General features: G+C 44.4%; 19 protein-coding genes, 1 pseudogene and 1 other annotated feature. Of the genes and pseudogenes, 4 read left to right on the forward strand and 16 right to left on the reverse strand.

Annotated features, from left to right (window positions below):
• Window positions 1–93: 93 nt before the first annotated feature.
• Entirely contained in the window at window positions 94–1,488 is a 1,395-nt protein-coding gene (locus GT1_RS12030; protein WP_188398908.1) for an MATE family efflux transporter, read from the forward strand.
• A gap of 51 nt (window positions 1,489–1,539) precedes the next feature.
• Window positions 1,540–2,388, forward strand: a complete 849-nt coding sequence (locus tag GT1_RS12035; protein ID WP_188398909.1) for a serine hydrolase — start codon at window positions 1,540–1,542, stop codon at window positions 2,386–2,388.
• Window positions 2,389–2,557: 169 nt separating this feature from the next.
• On the opposite strand, the gene GT1_RS12040 is transcribed toward GT1_RS12035, so the two are convergent.
• From GT1_RS12040 to GT1_RS12070, 7 genes are all read right to left on the reverse strand, one after another.
• The gene (locus GT1_RS12040; protein WP_188398910.1) at window positions 2,558–4,324 is read right to left on the reverse strand and encodes a collagen-like protein; all 1,767 of its coding nucleotides are present in this window, start codon (window positions 4,322–4,324) and stop codon (window positions 2,558–2,560) included.
• A gap of 318 nt (window positions 4,325–4,642) precedes the next feature.
• Window positions 4,643–5,770 (reverse strand): MBL fold metallo-hydrolase, encoded by a 1,128-nt coding sequence (locus GT1_RS12045; protein WP_188398911.1) that lies wholly within the window; start codon window positions 5,768–5,770, stop codon window positions 4,643–4,645.
• Window positions 5,771–5,870: 100 nt separating this feature from the next.
• Window positions 5,871–6,719 (reverse strand): GNAT family N-acetyltransferase, encoded by an 849-nt coding sequence (locus GT1_RS12050; RefSeq protein ID WP_188398912.1) that lies wholly within the window; start codon window positions 6,717–6,719, stop codon window positions 5,871–5,873.
• Between the two features lie 324 nt (window positions 6,720–7,043).
• Window positions 7,044–7,814, reverse strand: coding sequence for a LamB/YcsF family protein (locus tag GT1_RS12055; protein WP_188398913.1), 771 nt, complete (start codon window positions 7,812–7,814; stop codon window positions 7,044–7,046).
• A 2-nt stretch (window positions 7,815–7,816) separates the two neighbouring features.
• Window positions 7,817–8,848, reverse strand: a complete 1,032-nt coding sequence (locus tag GT1_RS12060; protein WP_188398914.1) for a biotin-dependent carboxyltransferase family protein — start codon at window positions 8,846–8,848, stop codon at window positions 7,817–7,819.
• Window positions 8,845–9,597, reverse strand: a complete 753-nt coding sequence (pxpB, locus tag GT1_RS12065) for a 5-oxoprolinase subunit PxpB (protein ID WP_188398915.1) — start codon at window positions 9,595–9,597, stop codon at window positions 8,845–8,847. The genes GT1_RS12060 and pxpB overlap by 4 nt, the downstream gene beginning before the upstream one ends.
• Before the next feature lie 65 nt (window positions 9,598–9,662).
• Window positions 9,663–10,886 (reverse strand): NRAMP family divalent metal transporter, encoded by a 1,224-nt coding sequence (locus GT1_RS12070; RefSeq protein WP_188398916.1) that lies wholly within the window; start codon window positions 10,884–10,886, stop codon window positions 9,663–9,665.
• A 220-nt stretch (window positions 10,887–11,106) separates the two neighbouring features.
• Between GT1_RS12070 and GT1_RS12075 the strand changes: the two genes are divergently transcribed.
• Window positions 11,107–11,898 carry a putative hydro-lyase gene (locus GT1_RS12075; RefSeq protein ID WP_188398917.1) on the forward strand — a complete coding sequence of 264 codons (792 nt, stop codon included), beginning with the start codon at window positions 11,107–11,109 and terminating at the stop codon, window positions 11,896–11,898.
• Window positions 11,899–11,997: 99 nt separating this feature from the next.
• Here GT1_RS12075 and GT1_RS12080 read toward each other — a convergent pair whose 3' ends face one another.
• From GT1_RS12080 to msrB, 5 genes and pseudogenes are all read right to left on the reverse strand, one after another.
• Window positions 11,998–12,819: a DUF169 domain-containing protein gene (locus GT1_RS12080; RefSeq protein WP_188398918.1), complete on the reverse strand. Its 822-nt coding sequence runs from the start codon at window positions 12,817–12,819 to the stop codon at window positions 11,998–12,000.
• Between the two features lie 28 nt (window positions 12,820–12,847).
• Window positions 12,848–13,669 carry a MetQ/NlpA family ABC transporter substrate-binding protein gene (locus tag GT1_RS12085; RefSeq protein ID WP_083945629.1) on the reverse strand — a complete coding sequence of 274 codons (822 nt, stop codon included), beginning with the start codon at window positions 13,667–13,669 and terminating at the stop codon, window positions 12,848–12,850.
• A gap of 16 nt (window positions 13,670–13,685) precedes the next feature.
• A complete protein-coding gene (locus GT1_RS12090) occupies window positions 13,686–14,282 on the reverse strand; it encodes a methionine ABC transporter permease (protein WP_223226220.1) in 597 nt (198 codons plus the stop codon).
• Between the two features lie 81 nt (window positions 14,283–14,363).
• A complete protein-coding gene (locus GT1_RS12095) occupies window positions 14,364–15,347 on the reverse strand; it encodes a methionine ABC transporter ATP-binding protein (protein ID WP_188398920.1) in 984 nt (327 codons plus the stop codon).
• A 214-nt stretch (window positions 15,348–15,561) separates the two neighbouring features.
• A pseudogene (gene msrB, locus GT1_RS12100) lies at window positions 15,562–16,002 on the reverse strand (peptide-methionine (R)-S-oxide reductase MsrB); the annotation flags it as partial.
• Between the two features lie 348 nt (window positions 16,003–16,350).
• On the opposite strand from msrB, the gene GT1_RS12105 reads away from it, so the two are divergent.
• Window positions 16,351–17,676 carry a hemolysin family protein gene (locus tag GT1_RS12105; protein WP_075756846.1) on the forward strand — a complete coding sequence of 442 codons (1,326 nt, stop codon included), beginning with the start codon at window positions 16,351–16,353 and terminating at the stop codon, window positions 17,674–17,676.
• Here the strand turns inward: GT1_RS12105 and tyrS are convergent.
• The 4 genes from tyrS to GT1_RS12125 form a co-directional block, all read right to left on the reverse strand.
• The gene (gene tyrS / locus GT1_RS12110; RefSeq protein WP_223226208.1) at window positions 17,666–18,631 is read right to left on the reverse strand and encodes a tyrosine--tRNA ligase; all 966 of its coding nucleotides are present in this window, start codon (window positions 18,629–18,631) and stop codon (window positions 17,666–17,668) included. The two genes, GT1_RS12105 and tyrS, sit on opposite strands and share 11 nt — an antisense overlap.
• 52 nt (window positions 18,632–18,683) lie before the next feature.
• Window positions 18,684–18,909 (reverse strand) — a binding site (T-box leader).
• 86 nt (window positions 18,910–18,995) lie between these two features.
• A complete protein-coding gene (locus tag GT1_RS12115; RefSeq protein ID WP_188398922.1) occupies window positions 18,996–19,526 on the reverse strand; it encodes a TetR/AcrR family transcriptional regulator C-terminal domain-containing protein in 531 nt (176 codons plus the stop codon).
• 134 nt (window positions 19,527–19,660) lie between these two features.
• Window positions 19,661–21,646, reverse strand: coding sequence for a methyl-accepting chemotaxis protein (locus tag GT1_RS22220; RefSeq protein ID WP_223226209.1), 1,986 nt, complete (start codon window positions 21,644–21,646; stop codon window positions 19,661–19,663).
• Window positions 21,647–21,845: 199 nt separating this feature from the next.
• Window positions 21,846–23,561 carry a PAS domain S-box protein gene (locus tag GT1_RS12125; protein ID WP_188398923.1) on the reverse strand — a complete coding sequence of 572 codons (1,716 nt, stop codon included), beginning with the start codon at window positions 23,559–23,561 and terminating at the stop codon, window positions 21,846–21,848.
• Window positions 23,562–23,594: the final 33 nt, after the last annotated feature.

The raw sequence follows: 23,594 nt of genomic DNA on the forward strand, positions 1-23,594 counted from the left end.
AAACCAAAAATAATCCAGAACATCAGATAAACAAGTGAATGAAGCAGAACCTCCATTTATGTTAATATATGTAAGACAAATGGAGGTTTTCTTATGAGTGAGAATAATAAATTATTCGCAGAAGAAAAAATCGGGAAATTATTACTTAGAATTTCGCTGCCGATAATCATGGCATTCTTAGTGTCTGAACTGTACAACATGGTGGATACAATATTTGTGGGAAGAAATGTCGGTGCCCAGGGGATCGGAGCACTGGTTATGGTATTTCCGATACAAAGAATTCTACTTGCTTTAAGTGTTATGATCGCGGTGGGAACATCCACCGCATTTGCCAGAGCCAACGGCCAGAATGATGTTGAGCAATCCCGCAAAGTTGTCAATAATGGTTTCTCGTTATCCTGTCTGTTGATGATAAGCATTACGGTAATTGTATATTTCTTCTCGGAAAAAATCCTGCTGCTGCTTGGCGCAAGTCCGCAAATATTGCCTTATGCTCAGGAATATTTAAGTATAATCATATTTGGGGCTACCTTTTTAAGCCTGACCGTATTTATCTCAGATATCATGGTATCTTTCGGCAACAATAAAGTTGCTTTGATCAGCACCAGTATCGGCGCGCTAATCAACATATTTTTGGATTATATTTTTGTCGTTCACTGGGAAATGGGGATTAAGGGTGCCGCCATCGCGACAACCATTTCTCAAATCATCGGCTTCCTCTATGCCTACTACCATTATGTAAAGGTTAAGGAGGTATATAAAATACCCTCCGGTCTTACCTTCAATAAACAGGTGGTCCTGCCGATTATTTTAGTAGGCCTGTCCGCCTTTGTTATGGAATCAGACGACGGCATATTGATGGGAGTACAAAACCACCTGCTATTTGACGCTGTAGGTGATAACGGTATCATCGTACTTGGCGTTGTCTCTAAAGTTTATATGTTCCTGTTTATAACCATGTTCGGCATGGCTTCAGCAATGCAGCCCATAGCGGCCTACAATGTGGGAGCAAAAAATTATAAACGGCTGCAGTCTGTAATCAAAAAAACAAGTATGTATGCGTTTATTACCTCTGTCCTGTTGTGGATTATCGCCATGGTTTTTGCCCCTCAGCTAATGGCCATTTTTGTAGAAGATGCGGCAATAATCAGGGAATCGGTTACCGCTTTTAGAATTATGATCGCAGTATTTCCGGTGGTCAGCATTTATTATGTGGCTATATTTTATCTGCAAGCCATGGGAAAGGCCAAGGCTTCCATCTGGATGTCGGTGCTTAAACAATTAATGATCATGCTGCCACTCGCCATTATCCTGGTAAAGGTTTTCCAGTTAGGTGCTGTAGGGGTTTGGTTATCCTATCCGCTGTCAGATATAGTAGCCAGTCTGTCAGCCTATATGCTGCTTAGAGAAGAAGAACATAAATTAAACAGCAAAGTAAAGAGCCAGACAAAAAGTGCAAGAAGAAGATTGGTTGAGGTCTATCAATAAAATTCCAGCATATCCTGCCACTGTCGGCGTCATACTAAAACAGGGTGATATATGTTGAAAACAGCGACAACAATATTTCTGTTGCTATTTTTACTTACTGTAAGCGCTTGTGGAACCCTCAATACGCCACAGTCAAAACCGGCACCTGCTGCACCGCCTCCCCCTGCCGCCAATCCGTCGTCACCATCTCAGCCTGATTGGAATAAACAGCTTCACAATAAACTAAATCAGTTTGACGGTAAAACCGGCTTGTATGCCAAGAATCTAAAGACCGGACAAACCTTCAGCTTCAACCAGGATACTATTTTTCCTACGGCGTCAACCCATAAACTGCTGGTTTCACTAGCTGTGTACAAGTACTTGTATTCAGAAGCTTCACTCGCTGATAAGCAGCGTTATGATAACAACATAAAAAAAATGCTGACAATCAGCGACAACCCCGCTTTTTATGAACTCTTAGATGATATTGAGAAAAAAAAGCCTGATGCTCTTACTCGCGTATTGACAGACCTCAAGCTTGTCCATACACGAATCCATAGCCGCGAGGCATTTACCAAATACGGTTACCACAGCGTGACAACACCTGCGGAAATGGCCGCTGTCTTTGAAACAATCTATAATGAAGCCTATCTGGGCAAAGAGTTTTCAGCCATTTTAAAAGAAGAACTGGCTAAAACCATTTTTAATGACGAAATCCCCCGTTTTATGCAAAATACCAAAGTGCTGCATAAAGTAGGCGAGTTACCCGGGATACAATGTGATGTTGGCATTATCGACGACGGACGTGATCAGATACTCATTAGTGCTTACACATCCACACAACGCCCGCCTCCGTATGCCAGTAACTTTATTGCCAATATTTCTGCCAAAGCTTATAATTTGCTTCACACCAAGGGATAAATGATCAGGACACGCTTGTTGCTGTGTCCTGATCATTTTATATTTACATACACATAGATTCGCAGCATAAGCTACAGCCGGGTTAATATTGGTACCTGCGGCACCAGTATCTCCGGCGGGATCGAAAAATTGGGGAAAACCGCAGGACCTTCATTTTTGAAAATACTCATCAAACTAAAGATGAAACTCTTGTAATTGTAATATCTCCCTGTACCGCCGTTGATGGTATAAAGATAGTTTCGCTCATACTATTAATCAATTCCAATGTCGAAGGAATGACCGTAACTCCAATCAAAGCCGTACCCACAACCTGGCCGGATACGATTGGCGAAGATGTTTGCGAGACCAGATTACCATTTAATAGAAGATCAAAAGTAATGCTTATTGCAGCCTGAGCGCCATCTGTTGCAACCCACCAGTTTACCAGATAATAGCCGGGTTCGCTTATGATAAAATCTCCGGAACCCGGTACATAAGAAATAGCACCATTACTTGCTCGAATGCTATCGAAAGGTACGGAAGCTCCACCTGGCAGTGAAGATGCTCCGCCGCTAAGCCATGTGACATCTATAAGACTAGAACTAAGCTCGGGGCCGGTAATGCCTGTAGCCCCTGTGACTCCGGTTTCTCCCGTAGCTCCGGTAGCACCTGTGGCTCCTGTTTCTCCCGTAGCTCCGGTAGCACCTGTGGCTCCTGTTTCTCCCGTAGCCCCTGTGACTCCGGTTTCTCCTGTAGCTCCGGTTGCTCCAGCAACTCCGGCGGCACCGGTTTCTCCTGTGGCTCCGGTAGCACCTGTAGCTCCGGTTGCACCTGTGGCTCCGGTTTCTCCCGTAGCTCCGGTAGTACCAGTGGCACCTGTTTCTCCTGTAGCTCCGGTAGCACCCGTGGCTCCAGTCTCGCCAGTTACTCCCGTGGCTCCTGTTGCTCCGGCAACTCCGGCGGCACCTGTTTCTCCCGTAGCTCCCGTAGTGCCTGTGGCTCCGGTTACACCTATGGCTCCGGTAGTACCCGTGGCTCCAGTCTCGCCAGTTACTCCCGTGGCTCCTGTTGCTCCGGTAACTCCGGCGGCACCTGTTTCTCCCACTGCGCCTGTGGCGCCGGTGGTTCCTGTAGCTCCTGTAACCCCTGTGGCTCCCGTGGCTCCTGTAGCTCCCGTGGCTCCTGTAACTCCTGTAGCTCCCGTAGCTCCTGTGGCTCCTGTAACCCCTGTGGCTCCCGTAGCTCCCGTAGCTCCTATAACTCCTGTTGCTCCTATAACCCCTGTGGCTCCCGTGGCTCCTGTAGCTCCTGTAGCTCCTGTAACTCCTGTGGCTCCCGTGGCTCCTGTAGCTCCCGTAGCTCCTGTAGCTCCTGTAGCTCCTGTTGCTCCCGTAACTCCTGTAGCTCCCGTAACTCCTGTAGCTCCTGTTGCTCCTGTTGCTCCCGTAACTCCTGTAGCTCCCGTAACTCCTGTAGCTCCTGTAGCTCCCGTAGCTCCTGTAGCTCCTGTTGCTCCCGTAACTCCCGTAACTCCTGTAGCTCCTGTAGCTCCCGTAGCTCCTGTAGCTCCTGTAGCTCCTGTTGCTCCTGTTGCTCCTGTAGCTCCTGTTGCTCCCGTAACTCCTGTAGCTCCTGTAGCTCCCGTAGCTCCTGTAGCTCCTGTTGCTCCTGTAGCTCCTGTAGCTCCCGTAGCTCCTGTAACTCCTGTAGCTCCCGTAGCTCCTGTAACTCCTGTAACTCCTGTAACTCCCGTAACTCCTGTAACTCCTGTAACTCCTGTAGCTCCCGTAGCTCCCGTAGCTCCTGTGGCTCCTGTGGCTCCTGTGGCTCCTGTTGGGCCAGGAATAAAGCAGTGTGTTCCACAACTGTTACAAGTTTTCCATGGAATAGAAGGGTAACAGTGTTTTTTACATTTTGAAAAACAGTGTCGTTTAGTTTTATCTTTAAGATAACCCATAATATTCTCCTCTCAAATAAGATGTTCATATTAACATATGCGATTTGCGACTTAAGAGCAACCCTAGTACTTTTTTATACCATAGTAAAATACCTAATCAAGAGAATACCTGTAAAGTCCCATATGCTATTTTTGACATGATTCAATTCGAATTTCTGCTGACAAGAAAGTCTAAATAGTTAAAGAGCCATACTGAACTTTTACATTTCAGCATGGCCTCTTCATGATAGATTTCCTGCATTTATTCTAACGTTGAAAGCTGTGGAAGAATCCCAATAAAACGGGAAACTTGTCACCGCTTGCTTCTGTTTCTGTCCTCTATTCAAGCCTTTCCCACCAGCGCGAAAAACTCTGTTGGTGATTATCAAGTTCTACCGACTCCCCAATCATGGGAGTAAGGAGTTCATAGTTCTTATCCTGGCTGGCGTTGGTTATCCGTTTGAACGGCTCATCCCATGGATGGTTGGCGATTGCAAACTTGCCGGCATGTCCTGGCAATAACGCTTTGGCTTTCAATTCTTCAACAGCCTGGACCACTTCCTCCGGCATCATGTGTATATAGGGCCATCTTTGATCATACTGGCCGTTTTCCATAATTGCCAGGTCAAATCCCTGTAACATTTCTCCGATTTGCTTAAAATGAGGCCCGTATCCACCGTCGCCACTGAAAAATATCCGGCGCTCAGGGGTGACAAAGGCAAAACCAGCCCACAAAGTCTTATTTTTGCTTAGCATACGGCCGGAAAAATGACGTGCAGGCAACACGTGGATGTCAAAATTATCTTCCAGCTTTATTACTGTAAACCAGTCAGCCTCCTGTATGAGTTTTGTTTCAAATCCCCATTGTTCAAAATATGAGCCTACCCCCAACCCACAGATTACATGTTTGATTTTTGGTTTTAGTGCAGTAATAGTGGGATAATCCAGGTGATCCCAATGATCGTGAGAAATAAGCAAATAATCGATATCCGGCATATCTTCGGCTGTGTATTGACTGGTTGTTCCTTTAAAAGCCTTATTTAGAAAGGACAAAGGTGCTGCGTATGAGCTGAATACAGGATCAATCAGCAGCCTTTTGCCGCCAAGTTGCATAAAGTATGAAGAATGACCAAGCCAAATAACCACATCTTTATCTTTATTCAGAGTCATAAGATCTGTTTTTATAACAGGAATGGAATCCACCGGTATTAACCGCTGATCTTTTTTAGTAACAAGAAAACTCCACCAGACGGAAGCTACACTGTTCCCTTCACTAAAATTAGGAGTGGGGACTATATTCTGAAATTGCCCGTCAACATAATGGGGGGATTGTTTGATTCTATCCAGACGGGCGCCTTCCGGCAATGCGCCAAACTTGGGCTGCTGTAGATAAAGAGTTATACCTAAAGCTAACAGGCCTAAGCCTATTACTGCTGCTACTACCATTTTTCTTAACCTTCTTTTCATCTAATTCTCCCTAAGCATAATTTTGAGGTAATCTTATTTTGCTTGTTTTCTCAAGTTACAATGTGCAATTTGTCCTTTTACCACACAAATTTATTTTTGGCTACTCAACACCATGCTTCTTGCTCATAGTGACATAGTCGGCACGGTCGCGCAGCCAGGACGAGTCTATTGGGGTCCGGTCTATACCGCTTAGAACCAAATAAGAGCCGCAGGGGTTATTTACGTGGCAGGCCAAGTGCGGCAGAGCTTGTTGCAGCATTTCGTTGCTGCTGTTGCCAAGATTGCAGTGGATGATTACCGCGCTGCCCGACGTCGGTCTGCAAACACGAAAACTAAATGTTTTTCCTGCCTCCGGATTGTATGCCAGGACCGTGGCCTGATAGCCTAACAGCCATTCTTTAGCCCGCATAAGTATTCCCTTAGTATCTTCCAGGGGTATCAGCTCAATACTTTTTTTTGATCCGGCAGGTAGAACAGACGGCGGCACCAGACTGTAGATGTAAAATTGATTATCAACGCTAAATCCTAAGCTGCGGTAAAGTGCCATAGCAGCACTGTCTGCTTTCGCTTCCAGAAACATATCGGCTCCGCATTCACGGGCCATTGTAAGGGCGAAGCCTGCCAGTTCCCTGCCCAATCCTTGCCCGCGGAATTCCGGTGCGATTGCGAGGTAGTGCAAATGCATTAACTTGTCGCTGTTTTTTTTCAGCATAATGAAACCTGCCGGCCGGTTACCCATTCGTACTAAGTATGTATTCCCGGCAAACAGGGCCGCAATTGATGTAGAAAAGCGAGAATATATTTTGGCTAAATTCAGCCGGCGTTTCATCAAGTGAAAGTATATATCGGTCTGAAAAGCATCTGCGAACATTTTTTCAATAACCGGCCAATCCTGGCGAACGGCTGGGGTGATGCGCAGTTGCTGTGCTTGTTTTTCGATTGAACTCACTCCTGCTAATCTGGTTTTATTGTCAAAAAGCTCCTGTTTCAGGAACATCAGCTTGAATTGCCAAAGCTACCTGTTTGCTTATGGAAACACTCCCCTAGTTTATTCCCATAAATTGATACTATCACTTAAAGTGAACTCTAAGTCAAGTATTTTTTTGCCCTTTTGTCAAAAAACAGCCAATGTGAGACCCCGTGTATGATCAAAGTGACCAAACTCAATCATACGGAAAGGTTCACATTGGCTGTCATCACTAAGAATACCCAATTGGCACGATCTTTTTAAACACCTAAGTCTCATCAAACAGAGGGATGATTGATACTTATGCTATTTCAATTGTAAGCCAAATGGTTTTAAAGCTATCCCCTCTTGCTCCAATTTGTGGCGGATGGCTTTAATCATATCGATGGCACCGGGAGTATCGCCATGTACACAGATAGTCTGGGCAGTAATAGGTATAATGCTGCCGTCAATGGCGGCAACCTCTTTATGCTTAACCATAGACAATACCCTCTCGGCCACAAGGCTTACATCATGGATGACGGCTCCGGCCTGCTTACGCGGAACCAAGGTTCCCTGCGCAGTATAAGCACGATCGGCAAAAGCTTCTTCGACATAGTTAACACCTGCCTGTTTTGCCCCTTCAACCATAGTGGAGTTCCCCAAGCATAGCATATAGAGTCCAGGGTCTACGGCTTTAATGGCTTCAGCTATTGCCACCGCCACCTGGATATCCTTTTCTGCCTGATTATACATAGCCCCATGCACTTTGACATGCTGCATTTTTGTGCCTTCGGCCTGACAAAAAGCCCATAATGCGCCAACTTGATAAATAACATCTGCTTTTATTTCTTCCGTCGATGCGGCCATGGAACGCCGCCCGAAACCTACCAGGTCAGGAAATGCGGGGTGAGCCCCAACTGCTACACCGTGTTTTTTGGCTAAACGAACGGTCTTCCACATATTGGCGGGATCGGAAGCGTGAAAACCACAGGCGACATTAATAGACGATACATGCGGCATCGCCTCTTCATCATAACCCAGGGTATAAACACCAAAACCTTCACCCATATCACAGTTTAAATCAATAGAAATCATTTCTACTTAACCTCCCTAATCTCTACATGATAAAGCTGCTTATTGACTGTTATTTTAAAATGTCTGGCCGGGCCTGACGGTTGTTGATCACAACAGGCCACTACCTGTTGCAATCTGCCATAGGCTTCACGCCCCAATGCGAACACAGCCTCAGCCTCGTCTTCACTGCATTTCTTAAAAACAATACTATCACCAGGCTTGGCTTGAGCCAGCAGGCTAAGGTCAGGCCCAATAACGGTGCCGATTTTCGTATATCCGCCTGTTGTTTGTCTGTCAGCCATCATAATTATCGGCATACCGTGCCCCGGCACCTGAATAGCGCCTTGACACAATGCGTCAGAAATGATATCGGCCTTTTCCTTATGCTCAATAACACTGCCTTCCAGCCGGTATCCCATCCGGTCAGCCTCTGTTGAAATACAGTAGGTGCTGGTAAAAAAGGTTGTTATGCCGGCTTCGGAAAAATAATCATCCTGCGGGCCTAACAGCACACGCAATTCAACTTGGTCGCGATAGGCGGGTATGAACTCAACCGGCAATAGCCGGGAAGTCCTGGGTGCCGCATCTGCGTCTTTGCCGATAGGAATTACATCACCTGCCTGTAAAGCACGTCCGTCAAGCCCGCCTACTGCAGCACGCGTATATGTTGATCTGCTCCCCAAGACCACCGGTGTATTAATGCCGCCGTTAACGGCTACATAAGACCGGCAGCCGCTGATCGCATAATCAAAAACCAATTCGCTGCCGGCAGCTACCAAGAATCCTGACCAGTTTTTAACAGGAGTGCCATTAAGCCGGGCCTGCATATCCGCACCGCAAATTGAGACATAATAATCTGCTTCAAAACGGAAATGCCCGCCCCGCAGCGTCATCTCTAAAACTGCGGCCGCCGGTTTGTTACCTGCAAGAATATTGGCAGCGTAATAAGCATAACAGTCCATAGCGCCGGCGACAGGCATACCGAAGGCCTGATACCCCCATCGACCTTCATCCTGGACGGTAGTAAACAGACCGGGGTGAATGGTTGTGATCATGAATTCAAACCACCTTTCACCTTCAAATCCCTGATAACAGGCTGATACAGGCCTGCCGCCGCCTTAGCCGCAATTTCCTCATATTCACTAACCCCAATTGGCTGAAATTGCAAATAGTCACCGGCTGCAAACAAGAACGGATTATCGGCTTTAGGATTAAAGGCTTTAACCGGGGTACGGCCAATTAACTGCCACCCTCCCGGACTCTCCACCGGATAAAATCCGGTCTGACTGCCGGCGATACCTACTGAACCGGCCGGAATACAGGTGCGGGGCTTCTGCAGCCGCGGTGTTGCAATCTTTTCCGACATTCCGCCCAGATAAGGAAACCCGGGGGTAAATCCCAGCATATATACAAGATAAGGTACTGAAGTATGAATCTGGATAACCTCAGCTTCGGTAATGCCGTTATGCTGGGCCACATAAGCAATATCAGGACCAAATTCACCACCATAACATACAGGAATGCTGATTACCTTAGCCACAGCCAGACCGCTATCATCATCTGCCGCAGCATGAATAAGGCTGGTAACGCGGTCTATCAGCTGCTTACGTGTAATCAGGGTCGGGTCAAAATAAACCAGTAAGGATCTGTAGGTCGGCACTATTTCTTTAATTTCTCCTTGGTTTTGCTGCAATAAAAGACCAGTTAGCCTGTGAACCTGCCTGTTAATCCCGGCCTCTATTTTGTTGGCAAACTCTACTACCAAACCTTGTTCACCGGCTGCTAGAATTCTAACGCCATCCATCTTCGTCACCTCATATTTAAATAACGCTTCAAACTTGCCGCAGCCTTTTCAGCAGCTTAATTCACCTATTTCCAAAGTGCTGCAATCCCTTGTAAGGAGGTGGCACCAGCATAGACGGAGATCAAGACTGCCAAAATTCCAAATACCAGCAGCCATAACGGATGCTTGTATTCACCCACAATTTTTGTGTTGTAGGCCGCAAGCAGCATTACTCCTAAAGTTACAGGCAAAATCAGGCCATTGAGCGAACCGGCAATAACCAGGATGGTAACCGGACGTCCCAGTATGACAAAAACCAGCGTGGAAAATAGGATAAACAGCATGATAAAGTAGGAATTATACTTATCTATCACCTTAAACGTAGAGCGCAGAAACGATACACTGGTATACGCGCACCCCACTACAGAGGTAATGGCTGCCGCCCATAATACGATGCCAAAGAATTTATAGCCCATTTGTCCTGCAGCGTGTTGAAATACGGAAGCCGGTGGATTACTCTTTGCCAGTACAGCACCGCCGGCAACAACTCCCAGGGCAGCTAAAAACAATATTGTCCGCATAATACCGGTGACCACAATACCGGTAATGGCACTTTTATTTACTTCTTTCAAATTTTCCTGACCGACAATGCCTGCATCCAGCAAACGATGACCGCCGGCAAATGTAATATAGCCGCCAACCGTACCGCCGACAAGGGTGATCATCGGCAGCATCAGCATACCATAGTTGTCAGGAAATACCGACTTAACCACGGCGTCAGCCACCGGCGGATTAGAGATAAACATAACATACGCCGTCAGCAAGATCATAAGGCCACCAAGAACTTTAGCCACCGTATCCATGGCAGCTCCTGCTTCTTTAGAGGCAAAAATGCCGATTGCAATCAAACAGGATATGATAGCACCGGTTTGTTCGGTCATGCCGAAAAGAACATTAAATGCCATCCCGGTACCGCCAATGTTGCCAATATTAAAGGCTAAACCACCCATAACAATTAACAATGCAACAAAATGTCCTAAGCCGGGAAAGACTTTATTGGCCACATCCTGCCCGCGCATACGGCTTATGGCAATAATCCGCCAAACGTTTAACTGGGCACCAATATCAATAATAATTGATGCTAAAATAGCAAAGGCAAAATTAGCTTGGAATTTCTCCGTAAACACCGTTGTCTGTGTAAGAAACCCCGGCCCAATAGCTGAAGTAGCCATAATGAACGCCGCTCCGAGAAGAACTGACCAGTTCGTCTTGGTCGAAACACCCGGTTTACTAATTACAGGTTCTGCCATTATAATCTCCTCCTAAAATTGTATTGCCATCTTTTAACAGTTTCTACAATATTATCAAATTACCTGCAATAGTCCATATGTATACATTGCAATAATTTGGTATTGGCTACAAGTTAGCAGGAGAAAACAGCAATAATAAACTTTTTATATTTTTTGGATTTTATGTTATAATCAGGAAAATAAGTGCCCTTACTTTATGCTATGTTAAGGAGGACTGCCAATGAATAATGTATCAGCCATGACGCCGCATAGCGCCAGAGAGCTCTTTCGCAGTAACAAGTTCATACAACCAACTGCCGGTATCGCTAAAGGTTATACACAAGCCAATCTGGCGATTTTACCAAAATCCATGGCTTTTGATTTCCTGCTGTTCGCCCAGCGTAATCCCAAACCCTGCCCAATATTGGATGTAACTGATGTCGGTTGTCCTGAACCCAAATTAATGGCTCCCGGTGCCGACCTGAGGTTTGATGTTCCTAAATATAGAATTTATAAAAACGGTATCCTCACAGACGAACCGGCAAGCATTGAAAAATACTGGCGCGACGATTTGGTGGCTTTTTTGTTAGGCTGCAGCTTTACCTTTGAATCGGCTTTGTTAGACGCCGGAATCGGCATCCGCCATATTGAGGAGCAGTGCAATGTCCCCATGTACATAACGAATATTGAGTGCATACCTGCCGGGATTTTCCATGGCCCCACCGTCGTCAGTATGCGCCCTATTCCCTACGGGCAAGTGACTCGCGCCGTTCAGGTAACCTCACGGTTCCCGGCAGTTCACGGTGCACCTATCCATATCGGCGATCCTGCTCATATTGGCATACAAGATATTAATAAACCTGACTTTGGTGATGCAGTAACCATCAAGCCAGGGGAAGTTCCTGTATTCTGGGCCTGCGGCTGTACCCCGCAAGCAGTCGCAATGACCGTCAAACCTGAGCTTATGATCACGCACGCGCCTGGCCATATGTTTATCTGCGATGTCAGGGATCAATCTCATGCCGCTTTGTAATAGTCATTGACCGAGTGTAATTACCATATAAAAACTGCACCCCAACAAACGTTAGATTTTGTCTAACCCTTGTTGGGGTGCAGTTTTTATTTTATCGAACTACGTTTTTCTGTTGCGGCGGGCAACCTGCTCCGGTGTCCCATAGGCTCCGGTATAGTAGTTTTGGCTTAAGACTATTTCCATAGTATCTGCCTGACCGGCTTCTGCCAGTCTTTGAGCTATCCGCTCTTTGTCCTGATTAAATTCCATGGGATTAACCGTTCGACGCAGGCCATTGATCACAGGTTCAAGATAGTGGTAGGGAATACCAATTCCCAGCTCGTCCTTTGACCATTGAGCAACACATCGCGTCCCGGAACAGAGCATGGAAATGTTGGGCATATTCCTTTCGTGAGGATAGGATGTACACTCCTGACAAATGGCACACATCCCCGCCATCTTTATGTTCTTCAGTTGTCCGTGATGATACGCATACGCTTGGGTAATCCGCATGGCATTATAGGGCGTTGTCACAAGGATAACAACATCCGGATTACTGGTTGTATATTGCTCCAGCGGCATGATTTCAACACCGGCACACTTATGGGCGCAATACACCATATCCCTGGCAACGGCGCGGCTTACACCCAAATTTTCATATACGCCCAATTTGGCATGCCTGCTGCCGGAAAGGGCGTCTTCTGTAATATCGGCCATTCCCAGCGCGCGGGAAGCAGCAAAGCAACTACAATGAGCTGCATCCATTTTATAGCTGCGACCCTGTCCGGCCCATTTGACTGCGGTACAATAAGGCATTCCGTTTTGCGGAACTTTAGCCAAGCTTTGCGTATAGTCAGCTTCAGTCAGCAGAAACTTGATACCAACAGGTTTTCTGCGCAAGTCCAAAAGAATATCAAGCCATTTTGCAGCGTTTATTGACATTTATATCACCTGTCTTGATTATTACCGGTTAATTAATATACTGATACAAACCGCCATAATGTTCTTCAGTAAACTTTCTGATTTTTTCACTGCGAAAAGCGCTCACCAGATCGGCCGCCCACTGAGCATCTGCGTTTTTGGCTTTTACAACTACCCCTTGCGGATACTGTTCAGGCTGTTTATCCCGGATTAAATATGCTTTAAAGTCCTTTTTGGCATTTCTCATATGACTAAAAAAAGCAATAGAAGCATCCACATCTGCCAAAGAACGTACTGTTTGGGTTTGATCCATATCCCTAAATTTAAAGTTGTGCGGATTCTTGGCAATATCCAGCACCGAGGCTTTGCCGGTATTCTCTTTCAGGGTAATGAGTCCGGCATCACTCAGGATTCTAAGACCACGGTCCATATTCATGGCATCATTCATGATCGCAATCGTTGCCCCATCAGGAATCTGGTCAATACTCTTGTATTTTTCCGAGTAGAGTCCCATGCCGACTGTATAGAGATAGGGCTGCACCATAACTAAATCACCTTTATTGGCTTGATTAAAGCTTTCCATAAATGGTTTATGAACCACTAACACGCAGTCTACACTGCCATCATTGGCAGCAACCAGAGTATTTACATTGTTATCAAAAACTTTGTATGTAACTTTATAACCTTTTTCAGCCATGACGGGAACTACTTCAGCCACCATCGCCTGAGTTGTCTCAGCGCAGGCAATGGTTATTTCCGTCTTTTTACCCGTATCTTTTGCATCACCGGCTTTGTCGCTGCTGCCGCAGCCTGCCATAGCCATCATGCTAATCCCCAGCAATACTGCCAATCCAAGTTTTTTAAAATTCACGTATCTACAACTCCTTTTATTTTTTTACCCTTCTATATATCAGTTCTCCAATCCCTTGGATAGCCAATACCATAATAAACAAAATCACTACAATGGCATACATCATTACATCATCAAAGCGCTGATACCCAAATGTCAGTGCCACCGCACCCAAGCCCCCGGCTCCCACCGCTCCGGCCAGGGTTGTACTGGCCAGAAACAATATAGCCGTTGTGGTCAAACCGGATACTATTGACGGCAACGCTTCGGGAAAAAGCACTTTCAACATGATCTGGGTATTGCTGGCGCCAAAAGATCTTGCAGCCAGAATTACATTTGTATCCACTTCTTGCAAACTAGCTTCCATATAGCGGGCAATAACCGGGAAAGCAGCCAGAGTTAACGGGACAATCGCGGCCTCTTCACCGATCGAGGTTCCTACTAATGCCCGGGTAATGGGCGATATGGCAACAATAAGTATGATTACAGGAAATGAGCGGATCATGTTCACAATAAAGCTGACTGTATTATAAATCTTTTTATTGGGTTTCAAACCATAGGGTGAAGTCATCACCAGCAAAATGGCCACAAGAGTACCAATAATAAAACCAAACAGCATGGAAAAAAAGAGCATCTGCAAAGTTGAAACAACTGCAGGAAGAATTATTTCCGGCAAATATTCAAGCAACCTAGTAGAAGAAAGATCAAAAAACATTTACTCTACCCCCGAACGGACACCTGGCTCAAATATCACACAATCCATTCTCTGACTCGCACAATAGGCCGCAGTGCGTTCGATATTTTCATTGGCAATGCTCAAATACAGATGGCCGTAACTATTATTTTGAAACTGTTCAATATTCGCTGCTGCAATCGAAAAATCGATTTTCAAGTCCAAAGCAAAACTATAGAGAAATTGATTGATGTCGGAATCGCTGATAGCAAGCTTGATAATGGTGCGCCCCGGCGGTGCGATAATCGCTCTTCGGCCCACCAGTTCGATTAATGCAGGTGGTTCGTCCAAAAAGATACTGGCCACAGAACCTTGCACCGCTATTTTATTGCCTGTAATAATTGCCATTCGGTCACAAACAGTTTTTACGACCGACATATCATGCGTTACGATTACGATTGTAATACCCAGTTCACGGTTAACGTCAGCAAGTAATTCCAGAATCGATTTGGTGATCGCAGGATCCAAGGCCGAGGTAGCCTCATCACACAGGAGAATATCCGGTTCAAGCGTCAAAGCCCTTGCAATTGCAACACGCTGCTTCTGTCCTCCTGACAATTCATTGGGCAGGGATTTCATTTTGCCTGCCAGTCCTACCATATCCAGCAATTCTTCAGCCTTTTTTTTCATTGTTGTCTGAGGATATTTCCAGCATTCCATTGGCAACATAACATTTTCTAACACGGTTTTACGGTTTAATAAAGCAAAGTTTTGAAAAATCATGCCGATTTTACGACGAAATAACCTTAGTTCGTTTTCGGAAAGCAGGGAAATATCGGTATCATTTACTATCATTTTTCCTTTATCAAAAGTCTCTAAACCGTTGATACACCTCAGCAAAGTTGATTTCCCGGCACCACTTTGCCCCACAATGCCAAAAATTTCACCTTGGTGTACCTGTAAATTGATGTCGGTCAGCACCTTACTATTATTATAAGATTTACAAAGATTTTGCACCTGTATCACAGTCTCGTACCGCCTTACTATCGAGAAATATTACGTTTTTGCAAAATAAAATATTTATAAGTATACCATATTCTATATATAAATACTATTTTAATAATAACTCCAAAACATCCCTGTTTTCCTGCGCTTACCGTATCCATTCTAAATAGAACAAGTCCCATTACTGAAGTTTCAAGTAACGGAACTTGTTCTAAAATTGCCGGTAATCGACAAATTACTTTTCAAATAAAATCAGTAAATCGCCATAGCCTTCCTGTTCCAGCTCTTCTTTGGGAATGAACCGCAAGGCGGCGGAATTGATACAGTAGCGCAAGCCGCCAGGTCGTGGTCCATCGTTAAATACATGTCCCAAATGCGAGTCGGCTTTTTTACTGCGCACTTCTGTTCGAACCATTGCATGGCTTCTATCTGTTGTCTGCCGTATTTCTTTTTCCTCTATCGGCTTGGTAAAGCTTGGCCAGCCGCAGCCGGAATCAAATTTGTCCAGTGAAGAAAATAGCGGTTCTCCTGATACAATATCAACATAAATGCCCTCACGCTTATTGTCCCAATACTCATTGCGAAAAGCCGGTTCGGTGGCATTTTCCTGAGTCACGGCAAATTGAAGCGGGTTCAAGCGTTTTCTTAACTGTTCACTATTCTCTAAATGGTTCTGATTCCTGCCCATACAAGCCCTCCTTGTATATCGATACCTGCCTGGTTAAGCTTTCCCCATGAGGTATCTATCATTATAGTCTGCCATGCCTTTATACAAAATATCCCCGCGTTCATGCAGCATGAGAGCCCGGGAAATAACAATAAGGAGTCCCCGAGTTGTACCAGATTATAGAAGAAATTCAGAAAAGCAAATTTTTCTATTACTGCTATGGCTGTTTGATTAAAATAACGGTTAAAGAGGAAGGCCATGAGGGAATCCTAGAAAAGTTAATGCTCTTCATTGCTCTGTCTAATTGTTACGCAGAAATGGATATGGAATTTAAAAATTCGCAGGGAGTGCAATAGAATGGTGGTCTCAGACAGTATCAACTTACTTATAGTTATTGTATTAATTGCAGCTACCGCCTTTTTTGTGGCTGCTGAATTTGCCATGGTAAAGATCAGGGAGTCTAAAATCCAGCAGCTTATTAATGAAGGAAATGCATCGGCTAATAAAGCAATGCATGTTATTAATAACCTGGATGGGTATTTATCGGCTTGCCAGCTGGGCATTACCTTAACCGCCCTTGGGTTAGGCTGGATAGGAGAGCCTACAGTGGCTGGCCTGGTAGAGCCGCTACTAACATCACTTGGCCTGGGGAAGCAAGCAGTAGGTATAGTTTCGTTCTTAATCGGCTTTTCAACCATTTCATTTTTGCATGTGGTTGTTGGCGAATTAGCACCTAAATCCCTTGCTATTCAGCGTGCGGAAGGGGTTGCCCTATTTGTATCAGGACCATTAATTTGGTTTCACAAAATAATGTATCCTGCCATATGGTTATTAAATGGTGCAGCAAACACTCTCATTCGGTGGGTTGGGCTGCGCAATATAGGTGAACACCAGGGAATTCATTCCGAAGAAGAAATTAGAATGCTCCTGCTCCAAAGTCATGAGGGCGGAGAGATAAACCAATCAGAACTTGAATTGACAAGCAACATCTTTGAGATGAACGAGAAAATTGCGGTAGATATCATGATTCCGCGTACCAGCATGGTATGCATGTTTGATGACCTGCCAATCGAAAAGAATTTTGAGATTATTGCACAAGAACAGTTTGCCCGCTACCCTGTTTGTCTGGAAGATAAAGACCATATTATTGGATATATTCATACGAAAGATTTGTTGACAATCTGTTTAAGAAATGAAAAAATCACTTCTATAAAACAATTTTATCGAGAACCTTTATTTATTTATGAGTTCACACCTGCTGTAGAAATTTTACAACAAATGCAAAAGCAACGCAAACAGCTGGCTATTGTCCTTGACGAATACGGTGGAACTGCAGGTGTTGTGGCATTAGAAGACGTTCTTGAAGAAATTGTTGGCGAAATCGAAGACGAATATGATATTGATGATGTACCTCCGGTTTTTGAACTGGGAGCAGGGCATTATTCAATTGACGCCCGAGAATCTATTATAGATGTTCAGCAGATCCTAAATATTACAATGGAAACTGAAAATATCCATACCTTGGGTGGATGGTTTATAAACCAATATAGAGGGAAACTGGAAAAAAATGCTGAGATTCTTCATGAAGGCTATCGGTTTAAAGTAGTTGAAATTGAAGGAAATAGCATTTTTCGTTTCGAAGTGAAAGCTGAACAAACTGATGAAGTCGCCCCTATTCTCTAACAGAACCTACTTCATAAACGGTCTTTGCTTTTTGGGCTTTTTCTTCATCGTGGACTAACTTAGTCAGTTCGTATGCCAATACTTCCTTGGCTTCGTTTAGCTGACTGCCTTCCCATTGATCCATTGCGTCAATCTGCTCAAGTGGCAAGAAGGTAAGCATGCGTATGCATTTGAGAACATCGGCCTCACCAATATTACGCCAATATTGATAGAATTCAAAAGGTGTCGTTTTGTTGGGGTCAAGCCAAACAGCTCCCTTGGCCGTCTTTCCCATCTTATTGCCTTGGGAATTCTTTAGCAATGTAATTGTCATAGCATAGGCATCTTTGCCTAACTTACGACGAATCAGTTCCGTACCACCTAACATATTGGACCACTGGTCATCACCGCCAAACTGCATATTGCAGCCATAATTCTGATATAGATAATAATAATCATAAGACTGCATAACCATATAATTAAATTCCAAAAAGGATAGCCCCTTTTCCAGCCGCTGCTTGTAACATTCTGCCCGCAACATATTATTTACGGGAAAACAGGCTCCCATATCACGAAGTAATTCAATGTAATTTAGCTCCAAGAGCCAATCTGCATTATTAACCATAATTGCTTTATTCTCGCCGAATTCGATGAATTTTTCCATCTGTTTTTTAAAGCAAGCACAATTATGCTGAATTGTTTCAGGTGACATCATAGAACGCAAATCCGTTCGGCCAGATGGATCACCGATATAACCTGTTCCTCCGCCAAGAAGAACAACCGGTTTGTTTCCTGCCATCTGCAAACGTTTCATTAAGCATAGCGCCATAAAATGCCCCACATGCAAAGAATCCGCAGTTGGATCAAAACCAATATAAAATGTTGCATTACCACTATTAATAATATCTTTAATTTTTTCTTCGTCAGTAACCTGGGCAATTAAGCCACGAGCCACCAATTCATCATAAATTTTCATTATACCAACTCCTCGTCAACAATTTATAATAAAACCCTCTGCTCCGATTGGAGCAGAGGGCAAAATGCGGTACCACCTCTGACTTGGAAATTCCTCACAGAATTTTCCTCACTGAGTGCTAACACTCATACGTTGTATCCGGCGTAACCGTCAACCCTACTGTCAATTCAGGCATCGGCTCCAGGATGTATTCAATCAGTACGTCAACAGCCTCTCACCAGCCGGCTGCTCTCTGAATGATGTGAAACTGACCTACTTCTTCCTCTCATAGCCCTTGCATAATTCAATTTATTAAAGTCTAGTCGATTCAGCAGTAAAAGTAAAGTCACAAAATGATACATGTGTGACATTTTTTAAGTTTCTTTCAATCAGTATATTTAAGAATATCGTTTGGTAAAGTTTGTTTAAGCAAGCATACCAATTTACTCTTTTCCATTTTCATTCCGTTAAGAAGCCATTCGATAACCATATCTGTGCCGCCACGAGCGGCTATATCAATAGCAAAACGCATTGTTTCCGTATTAATGTCAGCCCCCTTAATCATCAGATATTTCTCATATGTTTTTTTCGTAGCCGCAATGTCATAACTGCGAAGACCGTTAATATCACGGCTCGCATAGGCATTTTTTAACACACAATATTTTTCTTGACAAATGTTAAGATAGCACAGCAATGCGTCCTCCCAGGTGAGCCCCTCTGTGATACAACCAAAAGTGACTTCATAAAATTGAGCAAAGTACCAGTTGGCAAGGTCATATTTGTCTTTAAAGTGACGGTAAAACGTCTTTCTCGAAAGAGAAGTACCAGCTACAATTTCACTAACCTGAATATTATCAAGGTTCTTTTTCATCAGTAGTTTCTCAAGTGAGTCTGCCAGAATTTGTTTACTATTCATAGTATTCTCCTATAAGTTCTCCTGCATCGCACAGGGTTCTGCATAAAGGTTGCTGCAACATAAACCCGGCTTACATTGAAAGTGTCAGCCTAAAAGGCTGACACTTAAATTTTGAAAAAGGAACTATATATTTGCTATATCTTGAACTTGCTAACAGTTTGGGTTAATTCCTCAGCCATTTTTGCAAGAGCCTGGCTGGATGCTGCGATTTCCTCCATCGTTGCCGCCTGTTCTTCGGTAGCAGCAGACACCGTTTGTGCCTCACTGGTCGTTTTTTTGCTGACCGCATCTATATCCTGAACGGAATTGACAATTTGCTGACTGTCACTGGCCATCTGCCGGATAGCAGCGGAAATTTCCCTCGTTTGGGTTGACACCGTATTGAATGATGCAAAAATCTCTTCAAAGGCACGACCTGCGTCACCCACTACATCTGAGCCGATTTTAACTTCTCTGGTTCCTTCATTCATTGAAAGCACAGCATCATTTGTGTCTTGCTGTATCATGGAAATCAATTCACCAATTTGTTTGGCTGCAGTTTGTGATTGTTCAGCTAATTTGCGAACCTCTTCTGCCACCACGGCAAAACCGCGGCCCTGTTCACCGGCACGTGCGGCCTCAATAGCGGCGTTGAGGGCCAAAAGGTTGGTCTGGCTGGCCAAGCTGGAAATAGTGTCCACGATCTGCCCGATTTCCTGGGATTGTTCACCCAACTTTGTAACTACTTGTGAAGAACGAGTGACGGCATTTTCTATATTTTCCATCTGTTTAATAACATTTTTCACTGTTTTGCTGCCCTCATGCGCCGTTTCGGCAGACTTGGTCGAAGCACTGGCGACATCGTTGGCATTAGCGGCGATTTGTTGAATATTGGCAGACACCTGTCCCACCACCGACGTGGTTGTATCCAATGCCTCAAGTTGTCTTTCAGCACCGGTCGCGACTTCGTCAACAATGCCAGCCACTTGGCTGACGGCCCGGGCCGTTTGATCAGCACTGGCGGTCAATTGCTCACTGGAGGCGGCAAGCTGTGTGGCCGCCTGCTGGATATGACCAATCAGCGAACGAAGCTGCTGTAAGGTATAGCTTATAGCACCTTCCAAACGCCCGACATCCCCTTGCTTGTTGTCAGCAAAGCCGATGCTCAGATCACCTTTTGCCACAATCTCCATTTTTTCTAAAAGCAGTTGTATTGGCCGCACTAGCTGCCGTTGCATGATAAAAAAGATCAGGAGCACCGCAATAAGCAAAACCCCTATGCTTAAGGCGCCGGTAACAACTATATTTTTTCTTAATTGGCTAAGCGTTTCCTGCCGGTCCAAAACCACTTTTATGATTGCCTTGATCTGACCGGAATAATCTTTAACCGGAACAGCAACATAAGCTTGTTCATTGTTACCACTATAACCGTAAGACATTGCCCCGTTAGCCACTACTTTCTGGAAAATACCGGCAGGCAATGCCAGAGCATCGTCTTTGCTGGTCGCAGCAAGTAGTTTCTCCGACCCATCAGGGTTAAGGGCATAAAGGTAATACTCTCCCGAATATTTTGCTTTTAACTGTTTTTCCAAAAACAGGGTATCAAAGTTCATGCCTGTTTCAACACTACCGGCATGAACATTATTATAAAAAATGGGTATAACGGCACGAAAACCCCAGCCGGTAACTCCGGCTTCAATGCCAATCACCGGCTTGAGTGAACTGTTTGCTTCCACAACGGTCTTCCTGAACCCGGATAAATCGTCGCCAAACTTAGCAGGAGAATTAACTCTGAGAAAAGAAGTGGCCGGAGGCAAATGAAACTGCATTTGTTCCAAGCCTTGTTCTTTTAATTTTTTATATACAGGATTCATGGTTTGAAACAACCGCTCCCGGTCCCGGGAGTTTAATAACTGTGCTACCTCCGGATTATAGGCGACAGAAGCTGCGACAGAATATGAGCGCAGCAGATATTCTTCAATGCTTTGGTTAATACTGAGCTCTATTTTTTGGAAGACCTCTTCTTCACTCCCCAATATAATATCCCGCTGATTAATATAGCTTAAACATCCGACAATCAACAGGCTTACCACAATAACACCAGTAATAAGAAGAATTAGCTGCGATTTTAGAATACTCATGATTTTTCATCCTTTCCCATTACGCCAAAAAACGTCGGCGTTTTCAAGCAACCGTAATGTGTAAAGTTTCAGAAAAAATTATCAATAATTCTAATTATCCCATATAAAAAAGCAGCTTACTATTCATATAATCTGATAATAGTTATTAAAAAATGATTGGGGGTCACTATCTAATTGAGATAATGAGCTTGTTTTTCTCTTACAGGTTGTTTGCATTTAGTTTATATAGCTGTAGAGCCAAGCCCAGCGTCAGCCTGGTTTGATAGTCGTTAAGATCGACATTCAGGATTTTTGCAATGCTCTTGTGGCGATATATCACACTTTTAGGATGAAGATGCTGTTTCTCTGCCGTTTCCCTTATACTCGCACCGCGCAATAGTTCTTCCAGAGTCACCAAATAATTGGTTTGTTTGGTCTGGTCATATTCCAGCAAGTTGCCAATATGTTGCGTAATATATTCTCTGGCAGCGTTGCCGCTTAAAGGCTCGGAAACAAATTGAAACAAGCCGGCTTCCCGGTAATGGACAACCCCGCCTCCATCCACCGCCCTGCTGCGGGCGGCAAGCACCGCACTCAGCGCTTGACGGCAATTTTTTTTCAACCCTTCAATACCGGTATGTACTTCGCTGATGCCTACAAACACTGACATAACTGACATACTGGAGTCATCTTCCAATAATTTAGTTCTGATAAGTGAAGCTATTTCTTTGCTGCGTTCCCACTCATGCTTGCCGAATGTGGCATAACATAAAACATAGATACCATCCTGACAGCCCCAAACTATGCAATTTGGGATTTCACTTAATGCGATCATCATTTTATCTTTACGTTTCCGATCGCAGTTAATCTTAGCTAATTGTGAATTGCAATCACCGGAATCAAATGAATAATTTAAGATTTTGCATACAAATGCAGGGAGGTTTATATCCAGTCCCAGACTGCTGCAAGTATAAGCAAAACTTTCATTACTATCCACTTTCCCGTCAAGGACACTGTTAATAATATCGCTTCTGCGCCGCAGCTCATAAATCATTTGCAACGTGTTTTCTTGCTGTTCCAAAATATCGGCGGCAATAACCGCTGCCGTCCTTTTGCCGTTGACTATATAAGTAAGCGGCACCGTACGCCCCAAGAAATATTGCTTTTCTCCACCAATCTGTATTTCATAAATTCCTTTCCGCTGTATGCCGGAAATAATTGCCTGCTGCACTTCATTTAAAATAAAATCAGCCGAATCTTCCGATAATACCTGGTGAATTGTCTTGCCCAAAAACTCTGTCTCCGGCACAGGGAGCATTCTTTCGTCGCCGAACACATCCAGGTAGCGTCCGTCTTCGTCAATAATGAAGCTGATATCCGATACCGCTTCGGCGAAGTCCCGCAGGCGCCGGTTGCTTTCCCGCAAATCTGCCTCCGCCCTTCTTCGCGCCGTGACATCGATAATCAGGGAGTGAATCAGTATTCGCCCCTTTAGCTTCACAGGACCGGAATATATTTCTACCTCTCTGATGCTCCCATCTTTCAATTTATGACGGAACGGTATTGCCTTATAATGATTCCTGCTTACTTTATTTATACATTCGTCTATTTCTCCCCGCGGGGCGATGTTAATTTGACGTATCGTCATTACCTGCAATTCTTCAAGAGTATAGCCGTAATAGTCTACCGCCGCCTGATTGGCATCAAGAATATTGCCTGTATCAGGATCAATGATAATACCTACCACAGGACTGTCCTGAAAAATCTGGCGATAACCGTAACCGTTTTCCATTTCTTGTATATGCTGTTCATGCTGCTTACGGCCGCTGTTATCCCGGGATATCGTCAACCATTCAATAGCTGAGCCGCTAGAATTAGTGCTATTCAGGACTATCAATTCAAGTTCACCATCCACACAATTTAATACCAAGGCCACTACCGCAAGATTGAAACCTTCAAATAAAAAAAC

The sequence above is a fragment of the Sporomusa sp. GT1 genome (assembly GCF_014634905.1).
Lineage (GTDB): Bacteria > Bacillota > Negativicutes > Sporomusales > Sporomusaceae > Sporomusa > Sporomusa sphaeroides.

Coding starts and splice junctions, on each gene's coding strand:
- GT1_RS12060 (WP_188398914.1), bottom strand. CDS start 8,848: ATGATCACAACCATTCACCCCGGTCTGTTTACTACCGTCCAGGATGAA.
- pxpB (WP_188398915.1), bottom strand. CDS start 9,597: ATGGATGGCGTTAGAATTCTAGCAGCCGGTGAACAAGGTTTGGTAGTA.
- GT1_RS12040 (WP_188398910.1), bottom strand. CDS start 4,324: ATGGGTTATCTTAAAGATAAAACTAAACGACACTGTTTTTCAAAATGT.
- GT1_RS12045 (WP_188398911.1), bottom strand. CDS start 5,770: ATGAAAAGAAGGTTAAGAAAAATGGTAGTAGCAGCAGTAATAGGCTTA.
- GT1_RS12055 (WP_188398913.1), bottom strand. CDS start 7,814: ATGATTTCTATTGATTTAAACTGTGATATGGGTGAAGGTTTTGGTGTT.
- GT1_RS12090 (WP_223226220.1), bottom strand. CDS start 14,282: ATGCTCTTTTTTTCCATGCTGTTTGGTTTTATTATTGGTACTCTTGTG.
- GT1_RS12080 (WP_188398918.1), bottom strand. CDS start 12,819: ATGTCAATAAACGCTGCAAAATGGCTTGATATTCTTTTGGACTTGCGC.
- GT1_RS22220 (WP_223226209.1), bottom strand. CDS start 21,646: ATGAGTATTCTAAAATCGCAGCTAATTCTTCTTATTACTGGTGTTATT.
- GT1_RS12030 (WP_188398908.1), top strand. CDS start 94: ATGAGTGAGAATAATAAATTATTCGCAGAAGAAAAAATCGGGAAATTA.
- GT1_RS12070 (WP_188398916.1), bottom strand. CDS start 10,886: ATGGCAGAACCTGTAATTAGTAAACCGGGTGTTTCGACCAAGACGAAC.
- GT1_RS12105 (WP_075756846.1), top strand. CDS start 16,351: ATGGTGGTCTCAGACAGTATCAACTTACTTATAGTTATTGTATTAATT.
- GT1_RS12115 (WP_188398922.1), bottom strand. CDS start 19,526: ATGAATAGTAAACAAATTCTGGCAGACTCACTTGAGAAACTACTGATG.
- GT1_RS12035 (WP_188398909.1), top strand. CDS start 1,540: ATGTTGAAAACAGCGACAACAATATTTCTGTTGCTATTTTTACTTACT.
- tyrS (WP_223226208.1), bottom strand. CDS start 18,631: ATGAAAATTTATGATGAATTGGTGGCTCGTGGCTTAATTGCCCAGGTT.
- GT1_RS12075 (WP_188398917.1), top strand. CDS start 11,107: ATGAATAATGTATCAGCCATGACGCCGCATAGCGCCAGAGAGCTCTTT.